Here is an 18,839-nt window from a genome sequence, read left to right as displayed (position 1 = left end):
CCGATGTAGCGCGTTTGTGCGACAGATGGGCTCGGCACGCACTAATAAAATTGGCCGGATTAAAAAATAAATACGGGGGAAATTGCACCGCGCGATGCGCGGCCGGAGAGCGGCCGCGCCGTCAGCTCATGCATGGCCTCCGATAGAAACAAGATAGTCATCGGGGAAAGACCATGCGCAAATCGGGACATCAGCCGCAGCCGGCGGCAAGGCGACTGACGGCAATCAGCCTCGCGGTGACGGCGGCGCTCGCCGCGATGACGCCGCACGGGGCAAAGTCCCAGACGGTGATCTCCGGCGCCCAGACCACCACGCAAATCTGGACGAGCGGCGATTTCACGGTTAGCAGCGGAGCGTCGATTGTCGTATCCGGACAGACTGCGGTGGCGGCCGGCGGGTCGTCGCTCGGCACGTTCAGCAACAGCGGCACGATCAGCGCCAGCGGCGCCTACGGCTTCCTGAACGGTGGCGGGATCGGCACGCTGAGCAATAGCGGTGCGATCACCGCCGGCAACGACGGCATCCACAACAATGCCGGCTTCACGATCGACACGCTGATCAACGGCGGCACGATAACGGGCGGCGTTTACGGCATCGTGAACGAGAGTTTCGGTTCGATCGGCTCGCTGACGAACAGCGGCACGATCATCGGCGTGCACGCCGGCATCGACAACATTGGCACGATCGACGCGCTCACGAACAGCGGCATGATCGGCGCCGTGGGCGGCAATTCCGCTATCCACAACAGCGGTGGCACAATCGGCTCGCTCTCGAACAGCGGGACGATCAGCGCCAGCGGCTACTACGGCGTCTTGAACGATGGCGCAATCGGCACGCTGAATAATAGCGGCGCGATAACCAGCAGCAACGACGGCATCCATAACAATTCCGGCGGCACGATCGACACGCTGATCAACAGCGGCACGATTACGGGCAGCGGCTATTACGGCATCGTGAACGAGAATGGCGGCTCGATCGGCACGCTGACGAACAGTGGCTCGATCAGCGGCGGCACTTACGGCATCGACAACTTCGGCTCAATCAGCACACTCACGAACAGCGTTTCCGGTTCGATCAGCGGCGTGAGCATGGGCATCGTTAACAGCGGCTCAATCGATACGTTCACGAACAGCGGTTCGATCAGCGGCAATGTCTACGACATCGAAAATTACGGCGTAATCGGTACGTTCACGAACAACGGATCGATCAACAGCGGCAATTCTGGCATCTTGAACGTCGGCTCAATCGGTACGTTCACAAACAACGGATTGATCAACAGCGCCATGACGTACATGGCCATCGGTAACCTCGGCACAATCAGCGCGCTCACGAACAACGGTTCGATCGGCATCTCTGACTACGGCATCCTCAACTACAACAAGATCGGCACGCTCACGAACATCGGCGTGATCAGCGGTGGCGGTTTCGGCATCGTCAGCGACGTCGGGATCGACACGCTCACAAACAGCGGTTTGATCAGCGGCTACAGCGCCATCTTCAACCTCGGCACAATCGGCACACTCACGAACAGCGGCACGATCAGCGGCAGTAGTGCCGGCATCGCCAACTACGTGTCCGCCGCGGCCGGCGAGCTCGGCTCAATCGGCACGCTCACGAACAGCGGCACAATCATTGCCAGCGGCGACTACGGCATCCTGAACGACGGCACGATCGGCACGCTGAATAATAGCGGCACGATAACCAGCAGCACCGACGGTATCCATAACGATTCGATCGGTACGATCGGCACGCTGATCAACAGCGGCTCGATTTCATCCGTGCTCAACAACGGTACCATCGGCGGCGGCAACACCGGCATCTCTAACATCAGCGGTACGATCGGCTCGCTCGGCAACGCGGGTACGATCATCGGCGTGAGCGTCGGTCTTTACAATGGTGGGAGCATCGGCACGCTCGACAACGGCGGCACGATTACCGGTAGCGCCGGTCTGGGAATCGGCAACGGCGGGACCATTACCACGCTGACGAACGACACCGGCGGCACGATCACTGGTTATACCGCCGGCATCGGCAACGCCAGCACAGGCAGCATCGGCACACTGAGCAACGCCGGCACGATCGTCGGGAGCGCTGCCGGCGTGGCCAACAGCGGCACCATCACGAAGCTGGGCAACGTGGGCGCCATCAATGGCGGCACCTACGGCATCGACAATACGGGAACGGTCGGCACGCTGAGCAACAGTGGCACGATCGGCGGCGGGTATGGCCTGTACAACGCCGGCAGCATCGGCACGCTGAGCAATAGCGGCGCCATCAGCGGCACCACGACGGGTATCATCAACTGGTCCAGCATCGACACGCTCGACAACAGTGGCACGATCGCCGGGCATACGCTCATGGGGATCACCAACGGCGGGACCATTACTACGCTGACGAACGACACCGGCGGCAGCATTACGGGGCAGACGGGCGTCTACAACGGCGGCACGGGCAGCATCGGTACGCTGACCAACAACGGCACGATCACGGGCAGCTTTGCCGGCGTCCAGAACAGCGGTGGAACGATCACCCAACTGACCAACAACGGCGCGATCGTCGGGAACGTCTACGGTGCGCTCAATCTCGGCACGATTACGGCGCTGAACAACGCAGGCACGATCAGCGGCAACTCCGGCATCAACAACGGCAGCACGGGCAGCATCGGCACGCTGGCCAATAGCGGCACGATCAGCGGCGCCGGGTTAGGCATCGTGAACATGGGCAGCATCGGCGTCTTGCGCAACAGCGGGTCCCTAACGGGCGGCCTCTTCAACAGCGGCAGTATCGATACGATACAAAACAGCAGCGGGATAGACGGGCAAAGCGGCAGCGGCGTCGGCAACTTCGGCAGCATCGGCGCGATCGTCAACAGCGGTTCCATTTACGGCGCAAACGGGATCGACAACGGCAGCACGGGCAGCATCGGCACGCTGACCAATAGCGGCACCATCACAAGCATCGTCGACGACGGTTCGATCGGCACGCTGACCAACAGCAGCACGATCACGGGCATCGTCAACGGCGGATCGATCGGCTCGCTGACCAATAGCGGCTCGTGGAGCATGAGCGGCGTGGTCGGCGGCAGCATCGCGTCGTTGACCAATAGCGGAACCATCGGCGGATCGGCGGGCACGGGTATAGCCAACAGCAACGGCATCATCGGCACGCTGAGCAATAGCGGTGTGATCAGCGGCACCACCTACGGCATTCAGCTCACGAGCCTGCCCGCTGCCTCGAAGTGGGGCGTCGGCGGCGCCAGTATCACGTCGCTGATCAACGCGGCGGGCGGCGCCATCTTCGGCGGGCAAACGGGCATCTACCTCGACGGCACGATCGGCTCGCTGGTCAACAACGGCACGATCAGCAGTCCCGGAAATGGGCTATTCAACAGCAGCACGGGTAGCATCGGCACGCTGACGAACGGCAGCACGGGCGTCATCAGCGGCAATACCGGCATCAACAACCAGAACGCGATCGGCGCACTGACCAACGACGGCACGATCACGGGCAGCAATTACGCGATCTACAACGGATCGACGGGTGCGATCGGTGCGTTCACCAATTCGGGCGTGATCGCGGGCAACATCGAGAACGATTCGGCCAACGACCTGGCGATCAACGGCGGATCGGGTTCGACGTTCGGCACGCTGACGGGTTTGGGCGGGGCGATCGGCACGATCACGAATACGAATTCGAACGTCGTGTTTGGGTCGGGCAACCTGCTGCTGAACGATCACATCAACGTTGGCGGCAATACGGTCGTCAACAATGCGGCGACGCTGCAGGTCAACAACGCGGTCACCATCACGGGCAACTACAGCCAGGGCTCGGCGGCCACGCTGCTCGTGGGGGTGGCGAGCGGCGCCGTGACGACGGGATCGCTCGCGAGCGACAGCGGTTATGGGCGCCTCGTGGTGTCGGGCAGCGCGACGGTCGCATCGGGTTCGTCGATCACGCTGCTGAAGACGGGCAGTTATGCATTCGCGGCCGGTCAGCGGTATGTGGTCATCGATGCGGCGAGCAGCGGCACGAACTACAACGCGGGCACCCTGAACTATTCGGCGGTCGGCTTTACCGGTGCGTTGAGCGCTGCCACTGTCACGGCCAGTGGCCACAGCGATCTGGTCGTGACGCTCGACAGCGGGACGTCGACTTCCGGCAGCGGAACCTCCGGCAGTGGGACGTCGACTTCCGGTAGCGATACCTCGACCTCAGGCAGTGGAACGCCGACCTCCGGAACGACATCCACCATCACGTCCACCCCGAGCGCGCCAAAGCTGGCGACCCAGCCCAACGCCGTATCGTCGCTCGGCGGACTGCTGGGCTACACGGGGATCAGCACGGACCTGCTGAACCTGTACAACGCGGCCACGGCGCTGAGCGTCGGGACGTCGGCCGAAGCAAACCGCGCGGGCGCGCAGCTCGGACCGGCATCGCAGGGCGCGGCCAGCAGCGCGGCCACGGCGCCCACCTTCGACGTACTGACCGTCATCGCGAACCGCGCGGACAGCCTGCGTCTCGGGCAGGCCTACGGCGAGAGCGGCGGCCAGAGCGGCGTCTCGACGGGCGAAAGCGCGCCGGACAACGCGGTCTGGGGCCAGGTGCTGGGCGGCCATGCGTCGCAGGGCAACGCCGTCGAGGCGGATGGGTTCAGCGCGAACTACGGCGGCCTGCTGTTCGGCGCGGACCGGGCGATCAACGACCGCTGGCGCGCGGGCGGCGCCTTCAGCTACACGACGAGCGCGATCAACAACACCGGCGACAGCGCGGGCGACACGACGCGGGTGAACGCCTACGGGCTGATCGGCTATGCGAGCTATACGGCGCCGACGTGGTACGCGAACCTCTCGGCGGGCGCCGTGCTGCAGCATTACGACACGACGCGCGAGGTGAGCTTCACGGGCTTCTCGGGCACCGCGCAGGGGCGCTTCGACGGGCAGCAGTACGTGGCGCGGGCCGAGGCGGGCTATCCGCTTGTGCTGGGTGCGTACACGCTCACGCCGCTGTCGAGCCTGACGTACAGCTACCTGCGGCAGAACGGGTATACGGAATCGGGCGGCAGCGGTGCGGCGCTGTCGGTGCAGGCCTCGCACGCGACGTCGGTGAAGAGCGATCTGGGCGCGAAGCTCGAGCGCGGCTTCGCGACCCCGTATGGCGTGCTGGTGCCGGATGTGGGGGCGGCCTGGCGCCACGAGTATGTGCACGGCCGGCAACTGACGACGTCGAGCTTCGCGGCGGATGCCAGCGGCGAAACGACGTTCACGACGACGGGAGCGAGCCCGGTTTCGGACATGGCGGTGGTCTCGGCGGGCGTGACGCTGCTGCGCGCGAGCAACCTGACGCTGACGCTGCGCTACGAGCTGCAGGCCGCGCCGCGCTATGTGTCGCAGACGGGTAGCGTGCGGCTGCGCCAATTGTTTTGAAGGGCATGATCTGGACGGATTTCAGCTACAGTGCCAGACGGCGTCCGTGGCCTTCCTGATTCCGGCTTCGCGCGATACGTCACCCGATGTGCCGCGCCGGCCGGCGTCACTTTTTTCTACCTGACTCACTGCATAACCGTTCATGTCGAGCACCGCGAATTCAGATACGTTGAGCATTCCTGAGGCACTCAATCGGGCCTATGCGCACTGGAACGCCGGCCAGGCCGACCAGGCGGAGCAGTACTGCCAGCGCGTGCTGGCCGCATGGCCCGGTCAGGCCGACGCGCTGCACTTGCTCGGCCTGATGGCCCACGCATACGGCAATCTGGATCTGGCGATCGCTCATCTGCGCGAAGCATGCAAGGCGCCGCGCGCGCCCGCGATCTATTCGAGCAATCTCGCGGAAATGTGCCGGCAAAAAGGTCTGCTCGCGGAAGGCGAAGAAGCCGCGCGGCGCGCGGTGTCAATGGACGCGAACCTCGTATCGGGCTGGAACAATCTCGGCGTTCTGCTTCAGGAAGCAGGCAAGCTGGAGCAGAGCCTCGAGTGTCTCGCGCGAGTCGTCACGCTGACGCCGGATTCGCCGGAAGCGCACAACAATCTGGCCAATACGTTCAGGCGTCTGAACCGGCTGGATCATGCCGAAGCTCACTACAGCCGCGCGCTCGCCTTGAATCCCGACTACGCCGAAGCGCACAGCAACCGGGCATTCCTGCTCACCGCGCTAGGACGTCGCGACGAGGCGGCCGAAGCGGCCCGCCGCGCGATCGGGCTGAATCCGCGTCTGGTCGACGCGTATCTGAATCTGGCCGACGTCGAGGCATCGCGCCACCGTTATGGCGCGGCGCTGCAGGCGCTCGATGCGCTCCAGTCGTTCGCTCCGCAACACCCGGCCGGTCTGAATGCGCGTGCCCAGACCCTCAAGCAGCTCGAGCGCAACGACGAGGCTTTGCACTTCGCGCAACAGGCTGTCGCCGTTGCAGCTCAGAGCGCCGACGCGCACAACACGTTGGGCCAGGTGCTGCAGGCACTAGGCCGGCACGACGAAGCACTCGCCGCGTTCGAGCACGCCGCTGCGTTGCCCGGCACGGTAGCCGAGGAAGCGCTCGTCGGACGCGCGACACTCTTCATGGAAACCGGCCGCAAGGACGAAGCGATGGCGGCCTTCGATCGCGCGCTGGCCGCATTTCCGGGTTCGATGAAGGTGCTCGGCGCGCGTGCCGATGCGAAGACGTTCGCCCACGGCGATCCCGACATCGAAGCGATGGAAACCGCGCTCGCCGAAGGCGACCGCCGGCCTGTCGACGAGCGGCTCGCCGCGCATTTCGCACTCGGCAAGGCCTACCTCGACGTGGGCGATGCGCCGCGTGCGTTCCAGCATCTCGACGCCGCCAACCGGCAGAAGCGCGCCACCTTCGCCTACGACACGGCCACCGCGCAGCGCTGGCTGCGGCAGGCCGCCGATACGTTCACCCCCGCGTTGATCGAACGCTTCGATGCGGCCGGTGCGCCCTCCGAACTGCCGGTGTTCATCGTCGGCATGCCGCGTTCAGGCACGACGCTGGTCGAGCAGATTCTCGCATCGCATCCGCAGGTGCACGGCGCGGGCGAACTGTCGACCTTGCGCCTGATTGTCGAAGGCAGTGGGACGTTTCCCGATTTCATGCAGTCGGTCTCGCGTGAGGACCTGGCGCGTCTGGGGCGGGCGTACCTCGCGCGCGTGACGCCGCTCGCGCAGGGCAAATCGCGTCTCGTCGACAAGATGCCGGGCAACTTTTTCTACTCGGGCCTGATTCCGCTGATCCTGCCGGGCGCGCGCATCATCCACTGCCGGCGCGATCCTGTCGATACGTGCCTGTCCTGCTACACCAAGCAGTTCGCGGGCGAACAGCCGTTCGCCTACGATCTGACCGAACTGGGCACGTTCTACCGCGCCTATGAAAAGCTGATGACGCACTGGCGCGACGTGCTGCCGCCGGCGCATTTCATCGAGGTCGACTACGAAGCCGTGGTGGACGATCTCGAAGGCGAGGCGCGCCGCATGGTGGATTTTCTGGGCCTGCCCTGGGACGACGCTTGCCTGAAGTTCCACGAGAACCGTCGCGTGGTCCGCACGGCGAGCGTGAATCAGGTGCGGCAGCCGGTTTACGCGACGTCAAAAGGCCGCTGGCGCCGCTACGCGGATCACCTTGGGCCTCTGCTGGCGGCGCTCGGGATCGATGCATGATGAACGCGCCGGATATCGCGTCGATCGAACGCCAGGCACGGGCGCTGCTGGCGAACGGACGTTTCGCCGAGGCCGAGGCGCAGGTGCGCCCGTTGCTCGCTTCGGGCAGCGGGCCGCTCGCGCTGTGGGGCGTGCTCGCCGACGCGATCCGTCCGCAGGGTCGCATCGAAGAAACGCGGGCGATCCAGGACATGCTCGTCACGCACATGCCGGGCAATCTCACCGCACGCTTTAATCTCGCCGAAACGCTGCTGCTGCTCGGCGATTTCGAGCGAGGCTGGCGTGAATACCACCATCGCTACGGCATGCCGCATACGACCATGATCGAGCGCAAGGTGCAGCGCCCGCGCTGGAATGGCCGGCCGATTCCCGGCAAGACGCTGCTGATCCATGACGAGCAGGGCTATGGCGACACCTTCCAGTTCCTGCGGATGGTGGCGTGGGCCAAGGCGCGCAGCCAGGCTCGCGTCGTGCTCGAAGTCAATGCGGACAGTCTCTCGATTGCGCAGCGCTGCAACGGTTTCGACGACATCATCGCGCGCGGCACGCTGCCGCCGGCGTTCGACATGCATTGCGAGCTGATGAGCCTGCCAATGGTGATGGGGCTGAAGCTCACCGACCTGCCGGGCAACATGCCTTACCTCTGCGCCGACCCGCACCGTATCGAGAAATGGCGCACGCGTCTTGCCGGTTTGCCGCGGCCGCTCGTCGCGCTGGTGTGGGCCGGGCGTCCCACGCATGTCAACGACGCGAACCGTTCGATGGCGCTCGCCGATCTCGCGCCACTCGCCATGCCGGGTGTCACGTTCCTGTCGATCCAGAAGGGACCGGCTGCGGCACAGGCCGCGACGCCGCCCGCCGGGATGTCGCTCGTTTCGCTGAGCGACGAGATCGAAGATTTCGAGGATACGGCGGCGATCCTGAGCGTGGCCGACCTGCTGATTTCGGTCGATTCGTCGCCGGTTCATCTGGCCGGTGCGCTCGGGCGTCCGGCTTGGGTGATGCTGCCGTTCGTGCCGGACTGGCGCTGGCTGCTCGAACGCACCGACTCGCCGTGGTATCCAGGCATGCGCCTTTTCCGTCAGCCCGCGCATGGTGACTGGCAAAGCGTGATGGCCGCGATCGCAACGCATCTGGCGTCGCTTCGGGGCCCATGACGATGGTCCGCCGCACGAGCGAATCGAAGGGTATGCGAGCGCGAATCGCAGCGGCAGTGCTCGCGATGCTGCTATTGCCGGGCGCCATGACGGGCTGCACGGGACTGGACCCGAACGTTCATGCCGACAGCCTGGCTGCGTCAGCCGGATTGATCCGCGAGCAGGTCGATGCCGGCGGCTTCGTGCTGACCGCCTTTGCGCGCATCTCACGCCCTGACCAGCCGCTGACCGTGTACATCGAAGGCGATGGCTACGCATGGATGTCGCGCAGCATGCCGTCGCCCGACCCGACGCCGCATCAGGCGATGGGTCTCGCGCTGGCGGCAGCCGACGGGTCGGCTAACGTGGTGTATCTCGCGCGTCCCTGCCAGTTCACGCCGATGTCGCTGAACCCGCGTTGCGGGATTCCCTACTGGACGGGCAAACGCTTCGCGCCGGAAGTGGTGGCGTCGCTCAACGGGGCCGTCGATCGTTTTCTTGCGAGGCTCAACCCGCAACCGGGCCAGCGGGCGCACCGGCTGAACCTTGTCGGCTATTCGGGCGGCGGCGCGCTTGCCGTGCTCGTCGCCGCGCGCCGCACGGACGTTGTATCGATCCGCACGGTAGCGGGCAATCTCGACGACGAATACGTCAACCGCCTGCATGGCGTCTCGCCGATGCCTGAGTCGGAAAACGCGATCGACGTTGCGGCGCGCGTCGCCGCGATTGCGCAAATTCACTTTACCGGCGCGGACGACACGGTGGTGCCGCCCGAGGTTGCCCAGCGCTTTGTCGAGCGGGAAGGGGCGCAGTGCGCCCAGGTGCGAACCGTGCCAGGCGTCGGCCATGACGGCGACTGGGCTGCACGATGGCCGGCCTTGCTGGCCATCCGGCCCACATGTGTGGAACGGAGTATGGGAGCGACGTGACCCGTCCGCCTTCTACCATCCGGCTGACGGGTTTGAGCGCGTCGGCCGTGTGACTGGCACGGCGCGGCTAGAAAATGCAACGGGCTCGTTCCGCTATTTGACCTTATCCGCAGCCGGGCGGACACGTGCATTAGCCTCGAACTTGGCGCGATAGGTGGAAAAAAATGTGCGCACATTGCGGATGTTTGCCGAGCTCCTGAACAGTCGGCGCGCGAGTTCATCGTATTCCGGCATGTCTGCCACCTCGGCGACGACCACGAAGTCCGGGCCAGGCGACACGCGATAGCATTGAGTGACGGCAGGCTCGGCGCAGATGTACGCTTCAAAGGCTTCGAGATCCTCCGCCGTTTGCCGGTCAAGACTCACTTCGACAAGCGTAATCAGCGTCGAGCCCATCTTCGCGTGGTCGAGCACGGCAATCTGGCGCTGAATAACCCCCGCTTCTTTGAGAGCACGCACCCTGCGTAGTCACGTAGGCGGCGACGCGTGCACGCGCGCGGCAAGCTCAAGGTTCGAGACCGACGAATCTGCTTGCAGAACGCCCAGGATTCGCAGGTCAAGATCATCCAGATAAATGCCCGGCATCTGACTTCCAGGAGATGTTGGTGTGAAATTAAATTTCACACATGCCAGGCTGTATTGTCAAATTTCATTTTGCCAAGAATTATGAAAATTAATTTCATCTGATCGACTCTACCATCGCTTCGCTGGTTCCCATGAGGGACATTTACGGAGAAACGTCATGTGTGGAATTGTCGGTGCGGTTGCGCAACGGAACATCCTGCCCAACCTGGTCGATGGCCTCAAACGCCTGGAATATCGCGGCTATGACTCGTGTGGCGTTGCGCTTTATCAGGACCGGCAGCTCGTGCGCTCGCGCAGCGTCGAGCGCGTTGCGAACCTGCAGGACGAAATCACGCGGCTGGGCTTGTCCGGATACACCGGGATCGCTCATACCCGTTGGGCGACGCACGGCAAGCCGGTTACCGCAAACGCTCATCCGCACTTTTCGCCGGGCGCGGACGCGCCGCGAATTGCGCTCTCCCACAATGGCATCATCGAGAATCATGAGGCGTTGCGCGCGACCCTGGAGGCGCGCGGCTATGTTTTCGCCAGCCAGACCGATAGCGAAGTCATCGCTCATCTGATCGACCACCTGTACAACGGAGACCTCTTTGAGGCCGTGAAAGACGCGGTCGGGCAGTTGAGAGGAAGCTACGCGATTGCCGTCATTTGCCGCGACGAACCGCATCGTCTGGTCGGCGCGCGCGATGGCATGCCGCTTGTCGTCGGTGTCGGCGAAGGCGAGAATTTTCTTGCCTCCGACGCGATCGCATTGTCGAACGTCACCGATCAGATTGTGTACCTGGAGAACGGCGATCTGGTCGACGTGCAGCTTCATCGTTACTGGATTGTCGACGGTGGCGGTCAGCGTGTCGAGCGCAGGGTGCACACCGTGGCGGCACATAGCGGGGCGGCCGACCTGGGCCTGTATCGCTATTACATGCAGAAAGAGATTTTCGAGCAGCCGCGCGCCGTTGCCGATACGCTGCAGGACGTGACGTCGATCATGCCGGAACTGTTCGGCGATAACGCATGGCGTGTCCTGAATGCCGTGGATTCCGTGCTGCTGCTCGCCTGCGGCGGAAGCTTCCACGCCGCGTTGACCGCCAAATACTGGATCGAAAGTCTCGCGCAACTCCCCGTGAACGTCGAGATTGCCAGCGAGTACCGCTATCGCGATAGCGTGCCTAACCCGAACACGCTGGTCGTCGCCGTCTCGCAGAGTGGCGAAACAGCGGACGTGCTGGGCGCGGTGCAAGTCGCGAAGCAATACGGCATGCATCACACGCTCGCGATATGCAACGTCCCAACCAGTGCGCTGGCCCGCGAATGTTCGCTGACGTTCTTTACGCGCGCCGGCATCGAAATTGGCGTGGCGTCCACGAAGGCATTTACGACCCAGCTCGTCGCGCTGTTTCTGCTCGCGCTGACGCTGGCTCAAAGCCGGCAATGCCTGTCCGAGCAGGACGAGCAGCATCATCTGCGCGCACTCCGGCACCTGCCCGACGCCATGACAAAAGTGCTGGCGATGGAGCCGCAGATCATCGCGTGGGCGGAGCAACTTACCCGTAGGCAGGACATTCTGTTCCTGGGGCGCGGCATGCACTACCCAGTCGCCATGGAGGGTGCGTTGAAGATGAAGGAAATCTCATACATTCATGCCGAGGCGTACGCGGCAGGCGAGTTGAAACACGGTCCGCTGGCGCTGGTCAGCGATGAGATGCCGGTGGTGGCCGTTGCACCCAATGATCGCCTGCTCGAGAAGCTCAAGTCGAATATGCACGAGGTCAGCGCACGCAATGGCAAACTGTATGTGTTTGCCGACATCGACTGCGGGATATCGGCCGGGCCGGACGTTGAAGTCATCCGTCTCACCGAATACTACGGTTTGCTCTCGCCGATTTTGCACACGATTCCGATGCAATTGCTTGCCTTCCATGCAGCGCTCGCACGAGGAACCGACATCGACAAGCCCCGGAATCTCGCCAAGTCGGTAACGGTTGAATAGTGGTGCTTGTTTTGGTTCAGTGACTGATATCAGGATTCACGTATGTCCCGCTCCGAACGTCTCCTTCATCTCCTGCAAGTGTTACGTCGTTATCGGCGTCCCGTGCGTGGCCAAACCCTGGCCGAGGAGCTCGGCGTGAGCATCCGCACGCTATACCGGGACATCGCCAGTTTGCAGGCGCAAGGAGCGATGATCGAGGGGGAACCGGGCGTTGGTTACGTGATGAAACCGGGTTTCATGCTGCCGCCCATGATGTTTCGCTCAGAGGAACTCGACGCTCTGGTTCTTGGCATGCGCTGGGTGGCCGATCGCGGCGACAAGACGCTATCGTCCGGCGCGCTGAGCACGCTTGCGAAGATAGCCGCCATGCTGCCCACTGAACTGCGTCGCGAACTGGAGGAGTCTTCACTGCTGGTCGGCGCGCCGTTGAAGAGATCTGCCCATAAAGTCTCGCCTGACCTTCTACGTGCCGCAGTCCGAGAAGAGCAGAAGCTCAATATTACCTACGTGGACGCCAGTGGTATTCACTCGCAGCGTGTCGTTTGGCCCTTTGCCCTGGTGTATTTCGACCAGGCGCGGGTCCTGATGTGTTGGTGCGAGCTTCGAGCCGATTTTCGGAATTTCCGTTCGGACCGGATCTCGAACATCGAGCCGTTGGAAGAGCGCTACCCCAAAAGGCGGTCAACACTGCTTCGTGAGTGGCGTAGGCTCAATCACGTCGCCAGCCGCACCATACTGCCAGAATCTGACAGTATCGACCATTAGACTGAGCTTCTTTTCTTGGCGAGGAGCTCAAAATGAAGTTCGCATCGGTTCGTGTTGTTACCCGGGATGTCGATGGGCTGGTGGCGTTTTATCGAAGGCTTTCCGGTATCGAGGCGGTACGTCCGGCCGATGGATTTGCCGAAATGCGGTTCGAAGGCGCGACGCTTGCGATTTCGTCTGAGTATCTGATCGAGCGTTTCAGTGTCGGTGCTGCCACTGCGGCTGCAAATCAATCGGCGATCCTGGAGTTCGAAGTGGAGGACGTTGACGCGGTGTTCGAACGGATGAATGCGTCCGGGACAAACATCGTGATGCCGGCGACGTTGATGCCGTGGGGCAATCGCTCGCTCTTGCTGCGCGACCCTGACGGGAATCTCGTCAACCTGTTTTCTCGCCCCAGGCGTTGAGGAAACCCGCGGTCACGGCGGCCCGCCGCGCCGTTGGTCGGTCGTTCGCGATGGCGTTCTTTCGCATACGCCGGGCTGATGCAAAGGGCATTTCCCGGATATCAAACCATTTGGCAATTTTTGTGCGACTGTTTATGCGGCGGCTTTCGACGAGACAGGTGCATCAAGATGAAATCTGGAATAAATTTGGCGTCTCTATGATTGTCGCTTCAATCGAAAAAGGGGATTCGCCATGGCAGAAAACCATCGTAGGGCACTGATCAAGTCGACCGCCGTGCTCGGTCTGGCCCATCTTTGTGGCCTTGGAAGCCTGAGCGTTCTGGCGGCGTCGGCTGTGTCAGGCAAACACATCAAGCCCGGCAGCAAGTCCGCATTGATCGTGGTGGACGTGCAAAACTGTTTCATCGATGGCGGAACGCTGCCCGTGAAAGGCGGCGCCGAGGTCGTGCCGGTCATCAACGAGTTGGCTGGCAGGTTCGAGAACATTGTCATTACGCAGGACTGGCACACGGCGGGGCACGCGTCGTTCGCCAGTTCCCACCCCGGTAAGAAGCCGTTCGAGACGGCGCAGTTGTCGTATGGCACCCAGGTCTTGTGGCCGGACCATTGCGTGCAAGGCACCGACGACGCCGCGCTCGACAAAGACCTCAAGCTGCCGACTGCGCAGATCATCATACGCAAGGGTTTTCACAAGGACATGGATAGCTATTCCGCATTTGAGGAAGCCGATCACAAGACAGAAACCGGCCTTTCGGGATACCTGAAGCAGCGGCGTATCGACACCGTGTTTGTGACCGGACTGGCGACGGACTTCTGCGTTGCATGGACAGCAATGGACGCCCGCAAGGCGGGGTTCGAAGCTTATGTCATCGAAGACGCAACGCGTCCGATCGACCTCAACGGCTCCCTTGCGGCTGCGCGAAAAAACATGGATCGCGCGGGCGTAAAGCGGATTCAGTCGAAGGATATCTTGTCGACCTGAGCATACAGCTCGGATCACCGCCCTGGATATCGCACAACCTTGCAGTCTAAGGTTGTGCGTTGGGTGTCCAGCGTGCGAACGCCAGCGTCGCTTCGCACGCCATCACTTCGCACTCCAATCCGCCGTGGCCAGCTTGGCGATGAAGAAGTCGGCGAGAGCGCTAACCTTCGCCGGTCGTGCGCGCGCAGTGGGCGTGACGAAATAAAGGCCACCTTCGGGCAAGCGCCAGTCAGTCAAAATCGGTTCAAGCTGATGGTCGGAAAAGTACTGCGTCGCGACGAATTCAGGGAGTTCGGCGATGGCCAGTCCCGCGAAGACCATGGGCAGCAACGCCTCCACGCTCGTTCCCCGCAACGACCCGGTTGGTGTAACCACGCACTCCTCGCCACTTTCGTGAGTAAAGCGCCAAACGTCGCGCTTGCTCCTGTTCGTGTAGGTAAGACATTGGTGGGCGCCCAGATCTTGCGGATGCTGTGGGCGGCCATAGCGAGCCAGATAAGAGGGGGACGCCACGACAAACCGACGCACGTGCGTAAGGTGACGCGCGACGAGCGATGAGTCTTCCATGATGGCGATGCGCAGGGCGGCATCGAAGCCTTCTCCGATCAGATCGGTATGCGCATCCGTGAGATGAAGATCCACCGAAATCTCCGGGTAGGTCCGGAAGAATTCGGGCAGCAGCGGGGCAACCCACCGGGCGCCAAAAGTGAGCGGCGCTGCGAGCTTGACGAGACCGCGCGGCCGGCTCGAGGTCTCACGGGCGACATCCTCGGCCTCCTCGGCGTCGGCGTAGATCTTCGCCGCTCGTTCGGCGAGTGTGTGGCCATAGTCGGTGAGTGCAAGTCGTCGGGAGGTGCGGTTGAACAGTCGGCCTCCCAGCCGCTCTTCAAGGCGGGTAACGGCCCGGGAGACCGTGGCGACGGAGACACCCATGGCAGCGGCCGCCGCGGCGAACGAACCTTCTTCGGCGACCTTCGCGAACATCGCGAGCCCTTCGAAATCCGGAAGCTTTGACATCGACAATCCTGCAACGATGGTTTTCATTCATTTCTATTTTAAAAAATACCATGCCGCTATAAATTTGTCTCAGCCCCTTGGGAGATAGATCGTGATGCGCAGACTCGAAGGAGAAGTTGGCGTCGTCAAGCCGAGTTCGATGCGGCGATCGGGCCGAGGGCCACTGGCATCCAGGCGAACTCCGCCACTAGGAAAAGCACGACCATGATTGAAGTTCTCGCATTCCCCACGCCCAACAGCGTCAAAGTCCCGATCGCATTGGAAGAGATGGCGCTCGACTATCGGCTCGTTCCTGTCAATCTGCGCCAGGGCGAGCAGAAGACCGACGGCTTCAAGGCGATGAATCCGAACGCGAAAGTCCCCGTTCTCATCGACCGTTCCGTTGTGGGAGACGGCGACGTGGTCCTCAGCGAATCCGCGGCGATCCTGGTCTACCTTGCGGAGAAGACCGGACAGCTTCTTCCGAAGCAGGGCCTCAGGCGGGGCAAGGTCTTCGAGCAACTCTTCTTCCACGCGTCAGGCCTCAGCCCGGCGTTCCTCCAGGCGTTTCTGGTCGCGATTCAGTCGTCGCCCCAACCCGAGGCTCGAGCGCGCGCGCTGTCGGAGGTTGACCGGACGCTCGGGGTGCTCAATCACGGCCTTGAGCATCAACAGTACGTTGCAGGCGACGCGTACAGCATTGCGGACATCGCTCATTTCGGGTGGGCATGGCGCCATCGGGAGATCGGCGCGAGCTTCGACAAGTTCCCATTTGTTGCGCGATGGTATGCCGAGGTATCGGCTCGACCCGCAGTCGCCAGAGGCATTGCAAAGACCCTGGCGCTTGCTCAGTAATCCTTGTAATCAGTTTCAATTGATAGGTATTTGACAGACAACTACTTGCCTTAAGGAGGCAGACCATGTCCAACAGTATTCCGACCCTGCTGAGACGCAATCTCGACGTTTTCGGTGAGAACGATCCCGTGCGCCGGCGTGCGCTCATCGATGAAATTTTCACCGAGGATTGCGTGTTCCATGACCCCAACACCGGCACTTTTCGCGGCCGCGACGAGATCGATCGGATCGCGGGTGTGATCAAGGCAACGCATCCTGACTTCCAGTATCAGCCAATCGCCGAGCCCGATGTGTCGGGCGACGGCGGCCGGATTCGATGGGTATCCGGTCGTCCAGGCGACGCGCCGGCTTACGCTGGAACCGACTTCATCCTTGCCCGGGAAGGCCGCATAGCCGCCGTTTATCTCTTCTTCGACGCGTTGCCCTGAACGGGTCGCCAGGGTACGTGGCTGAACGACGTTCGCCACGTACCGCTCCTTCCTGGCACGACAGAACCCAACGCATGTTTTCAAGGATGAGCCGCGCATTCCGCGTAGTACCGATTCGGAGCTGGAAAGACCCCGGTCAACACTTCGATCAGGAATGGACCGTTAAAGCGGGATGCCTCGCTCAGTGCATCGGCCAGATCATCGAGACGCTTGACCCTGCGCGCCTCGACACCGAGCGAAGCGGCAAAAGCGGCCCAGTCATGACTCGGGAGCTTGCTGAACTGCTCCGGAATGGAGCCATTGCTGATCGCGTCGATATGCACCGCGCCATGCGCAGCATTGTTCAACACGACATAAAGCATCTTTACGCCGTATCGGGCCGCGGTCTGGATCTCCACGCCATGCATCAGCATGCAGCCGTCTCCGGTCACGACGACACATGGGCGCTCCGGAGCCGCAAGCTTGACACCGATCCCGGCGGCGACTGCCCAACCCATCGGCGCGAGGGAACTGGATGAAAAGTAGTTGCCAATGCCCGACGAGAGCCAGTAATGGGCCATGAATATCCGGTGGGCGCCGGAATCCACGACAACGTTTGCGTCTTTCGGCAAGAGTTGACACAGTTGCTTGACGACGTCTCCTGTATAGAGCGGCTGATCGCCATCCGAGCCCCGCACGGCAGGTTGCTCGAACTTATAGTCGTACAGGGGAGTCTGGCCGACTTCGGCGACCCACGTTTTTCTTCTTTCCAGCACAGTGTGAAAGTCGACGCTCCGGCTCGTGTCCATCTGGGACAGCCAGCGGAATGTGGCGCCGATGCCGGAGAAAACCCTGCCGCGTGCGACATGCCCCATCGCGGGTGCGTCGAAGCTGTCGTCGAAGATGATCAGCTCCTTGTAGGCAGTGAGCTTCTCTGTCCAGTTCATGCTGTCGCGCTGATTCAGATCGCTGCCGAACACGACGAGGACGTCGAGCTCGTCCGAGTTGATGACACGAACGGCCCGCGAGTGACCCGAGAATCCGTACACGCCGAGCGAAAGGGCATGATCCTCAGGAAACGCGCCCTTTCCCGATAGCGTGGTCGCAACAGGAATGCAGAATTTTTCGGCCACGTCGAGCAGGACCTTCGCGGTTTCCGGGTCATTGCCGCGACTGCCGATCAGGAAAGCGACTCGCTTCGATTTGAGCAAGTACTGGTTGCACAAGGCATCCAGTGCTGCGTGGTTCGCGGGCACCTCGGATGCATTGAACTCACCATGATCGTACAGTTGCCGCGATACTTCCTGGCCGGGTAGAGCGTCCTGGCGTTGAACGTCGACAGGAATGCTCACGAAAGACTGCGCTCTACGCATCCAGTTCAACCCGTCTGTCGCGCGGCGCATTTCGGCCTGAAGATTGTCCTTGTTCTTCAGTTCAACGACATTTTCAACCAGGCTTCTCACCACGCCGCTTTCGAAAATGCCGCTCATCGTCGCGTCCTGGAACGCGCCTTTGCCTTCTGCGCGCGACGAAACCCCTCCGGCAATATAGAGCATGGGAATCCGGTCTGCGTGAGCTGCCGCCATGCCAGGCACGAAATTCATCGTGCCTGGTCCGGAAATCCCCACGCACACGCCAAATTTGCGGCTGGCCCGCGCATAACCGTCAGCCATGAACGCACTGCTGGTCTCATGCGCGCAAACAATTCCGCGAATCGACGGCGACTTGTCGATTGCATCCAGCAGCGGATAGATCATCTTTCCCGGCACGAGGAAGACGTGGTCGATTTTCGCGACTTCCAGCGACTTCACGACCGTTGTCGATACATTGAGGGAGGCGTGTGATTCCATATTTTTTGAGTACGATCCGAGTAGAAACCAATAATCGGATCTCGCTATCCCTCATCCGGTCGTCGCGCGCAACCCTCGAAAGAGCTACGCGACGAAGCCGGCGGCAACCGGCATGCGGAGACAGCGAGACGGCCTAGAACGCGCTGCACACCGGCTACAGTCGCGTTTCATGCTGCTTCATCGAGCCCGTCAGGAACGGGTCCGTGTCTCCATCCGTGAGTACTCTTCCTCGGTTATGACGTCGCTCGCATGCACTGCCTCAATGGCTGAGGCGAGCGCTGCGAGGTGTT

Annotated in this window: 12 protein-coding genes and 1 pseudogene; 10 read left to right on the top strand and 3 right to left on the bottom strand. The window is 62.2% G+C overall.

Annotation, left to right across the window (positions count from 1 at the left end):
- Positions 1-173: 173 nt before the first annotated feature.
- From DSC91_RS38220 to DSC91_RS13030, 4 genes are all read left to right on the top strand, one after another.
- Complete coding sequence (locus DSC91_RS38220; RefSeq protein ID WP_162831385.1) at positions 174-5,423, top strand: beta strand repeat-containing protein; 5,250 nt, start codon at positions 174-176, stop codon at positions 5,421-5,423.
- Positions 5,424-5,565: 142 nt separating this feature from the next.
- Positions 5,566-7,650 carry a tetratricopeptide repeat-containing sulfotransferase family protein gene (locus DSC91_RS13040; RefSeq protein ID WP_115778763.1) on the top strand — a complete coding sequence of 695 codons (2,085 nt, stop codon included), beginning with the start codon at positions 5,566-5,568 and terminating at the stop codon, positions 7,648-7,650.
- Positions 7,647-8,807, top strand: coding sequence for a glycosyl transferase family 8 (locus DSC91_RS13035; RefSeq protein ID WP_115778761.1), 1,161 nt, complete (start codon positions 7,647-7,649; stop codon positions 8,805-8,807). The genes DSC91_RS13040 and DSC91_RS13035 overlap by 4 nt, the downstream gene beginning before the upstream one ends.
- A 2-nt stretch (positions 8,808-8,809) precedes the next feature.
- Positions 8,810-9,715: a dienelactone hydrolase family protein gene (locus DSC91_RS13030; protein ID WP_115779826.1), complete on the top strand. Its 906-nt coding sequence runs from the start codon at positions 8,810-8,812 to the stop codon at positions 9,713-9,715.
- 93 nt (positions 9,716-9,808) lie between these two features.
- Here DSC91_RS13030 and DSC91_RS13025 read toward each other — a convergent pair.
- Positions 9,809-10,300 (bottom strand): annotated as a pseudogene (locus DSC91_RS13025) (Lrp/AsnC family transcriptional regulator).
- A 157-nt stretch (positions 10,301-10,457) separates the two neighbouring features.
- On the opposite strand from DSC91_RS13025, the gene glmS reads away from it, so the two are divergent.
- The 4 genes from glmS to pncA all read left to right on the top strand — a co-directional run bounded on the left by glmS (position 10,458) and on the right by pncA (position 14,441).
- Positions 10,458-12,287, top strand: coding sequence for a glutamine--fructose-6-phosphate transaminase (isomerizing) (gene glmS / locus DSC91_RS13015; protein ID WP_115778759.1), 1,830 nt, complete (start codon positions 10,458-10,460; stop codon positions 12,285-12,287).
- Between the two features lie 42 nt (positions 12,288-12,329).
- The gene (locus DSC91_RS13010) at positions 12,330-13,052 is read left to right on the top strand and encodes a helix-turn-helix transcriptional regulator (RefSeq protein WP_115778757.1); all 723 of its coding nucleotides are present in this window, start codon (positions 12,330-12,332) and stop codon (positions 13,050-13,052) included.
- A gap of 32 nt (positions 13,053-13,084) precedes the next feature.
- Positions 13,085-13,459, top strand: coding sequence for a VOC family protein (locus DSC91_RS13005; RefSeq protein WP_115778755.1), 375 nt, complete (start codon positions 13,085-13,087; stop codon positions 13,457-13,459).
- Positions 13,460-13,691: 232 nt separating this feature from the next.
- Positions 13,692-14,441, top strand: a complete 750-nt coding sequence (pncA, locus tag DSC91_RS13000; RefSeq protein ID WP_115778753.1) for a bifunctional nicotinamidase/pyrazinamidase — start codon at positions 13,692-13,694, stop codon at positions 14,439-14,441.
- A 102-nt stretch (positions 14,442-14,543) separates the two neighbouring features.
- Here pncA and DSC91_RS12995 read toward each other — a convergent pair whose 3' ends face one another.
- Positions 14,544-15,458: a LysR family transcriptional regulator gene (locus DSC91_RS12995; RefSeq protein ID WP_115778752.1), complete on the bottom strand. Its 915-nt coding sequence runs from the start codon at positions 15,456-15,458 to the stop codon at positions 14,544-14,546.
- Between the two features lie 204 nt (positions 15,459-15,662).
- Here DSC91_RS12995 and DSC91_RS12990 point away from each other — a divergent pair, with 204 nt between their 5' ends.
- Together DSC91_RS12990 and DSC91_RS12985 are read left to right on the top strand one after the other, a co-directional pair.
- The gene (locus DSC91_RS12990) at positions 15,663-16,292 is read left to right on the top strand and encodes a glutathione S-transferase family protein (RefSeq protein ID WP_115778742.1); all 630 of its coding nucleotides are present in this window, start codon (positions 15,663-15,665) and stop codon (positions 16,290-16,292) included.
- A gap of 65 nt (positions 16,293-16,357) precedes the next feature.
- Positions 16,358-16,720 carry a nuclear transport factor 2 family protein gene (locus DSC91_RS12985; protein ID WP_115778740.1) on the top strand — a complete coding sequence of 121 codons (363 nt, stop codon included), beginning with the start codon at positions 16,358-16,360 and terminating at the stop codon, positions 16,718-16,720.
- Between the two features lie 80 nt (positions 16,721-16,800).
- Here DSC91_RS12985 and DSC91_RS12980 read toward each other — a convergent pair whose 3' ends face one another.
- Positions 16,801-18,549 (bottom strand): thiamine pyrophosphate-binding protein, encoded by a 1,749-nt coding sequence (locus DSC91_RS12980; RefSeq protein WP_115778738.1) that lies wholly within the window; start codon positions 18,547-18,549, stop codon positions 16,801-16,803.
- Positions 18,550-18,839: the final 290 nt, after the last annotated feature.

The organism is Paraburkholderia caffeinilytica, from assembly GCF_003368325.1.
GTDB lineage: Bacteria > Pseudomonadota > Gammaproteobacteria > Burkholderiales > Burkholderiaceae > Paraburkholderia > Paraburkholderia caffeinilytica.
Note: the sequence above shows the minus strand (reverse complement) of the source record. Positions and strands in the feature narration are given on the sequence as shown.

What these genes read in the sequence shown, in the direction of transcription:
- DSC91_RS38220 (WP_162831385.1), top strand. Translation starts at nt 174, where the DNA reads ATGCGCAAATCGGGACATCAGCCGCAGCCGGCGGCAAGGCGACTGACG.
- DSC91_RS13040 (WP_115778763.1), top strand. Translation starts at nt 5,566, where the DNA reads ATGTCGAGCACCGCGAATTCAGATACGTTGAGCATTCCTGAGGCACTC.
- DSC91_RS13035 (WP_115778761.1), top strand. Translation starts at nt 7,647, where the DNA reads ATGATGAACGCGCCGGATATCGCGTCGATCGAACGCCAGGCACGGGCG.
- DSC91_RS13030 (WP_115779826.1), top strand. Translation starts at nt 8,810, where the DNA reads ATGGTCCGCCGCACGAGCGAATCGAAGGGTATGCGAGCGCGAATCGCA.
- glmS (WP_115778759.1), top strand. Translation starts at nt 10,458, where the DNA reads ATGTGTGGAATTGTCGGTGCGGTTGCGCAACGGAACATCCTGCCCAAC.
- DSC91_RS13010 (WP_115778757.1), top strand. Translation starts at nt 12,330, where the DNA reads ATGTCCCGCTCCGAACGTCTCCTTCATCTCCTGCAAGTGTTACGTCGT.
- DSC91_RS13005 (WP_115778755.1), top strand. Translation starts at nt 13,085, where the DNA reads ATGAAGTTCGCATCGGTTCGTGTTGTTACCCGGGATGTCGATGGGCTG.
- pncA (WP_115778753.1), top strand. Translation starts at nt 13,692, where the DNA reads ATGGCAGAAAACCATCGTAGGGCACTGATCAAGTCGACCGCCGTGCTC.
- DSC91_RS12995 (WP_115778752.1), bottom strand. Translation starts at nt 15,458, where the DNA reads ATGTCAAAGCTTCCGGATTTCGAAGGGCTCGCGATGTTCGCGAAGGTC.
- DSC91_RS12990 (WP_115778742.1), top strand. Translation starts at nt 15,663, where the DNA reads ATGATTGAAGTTCTCGCATTCCCCACGCCCAACAGCGTCAAAGTCCCG.
- DSC91_RS12985 (WP_115778740.1), top strand. Translation starts at nt 16,358, where the DNA reads ATGTCCAACAGTATTCCGACCCTGCTGAGACGCAATCTCGACGTTTTC.
- DSC91_RS12980 (WP_115778738.1), bottom strand. Translation starts at nt 18,549, where the DNA reads ATGGAATCACACGCCTCCCTCAATGTATCGACAACGGTCGTGAAGTCG.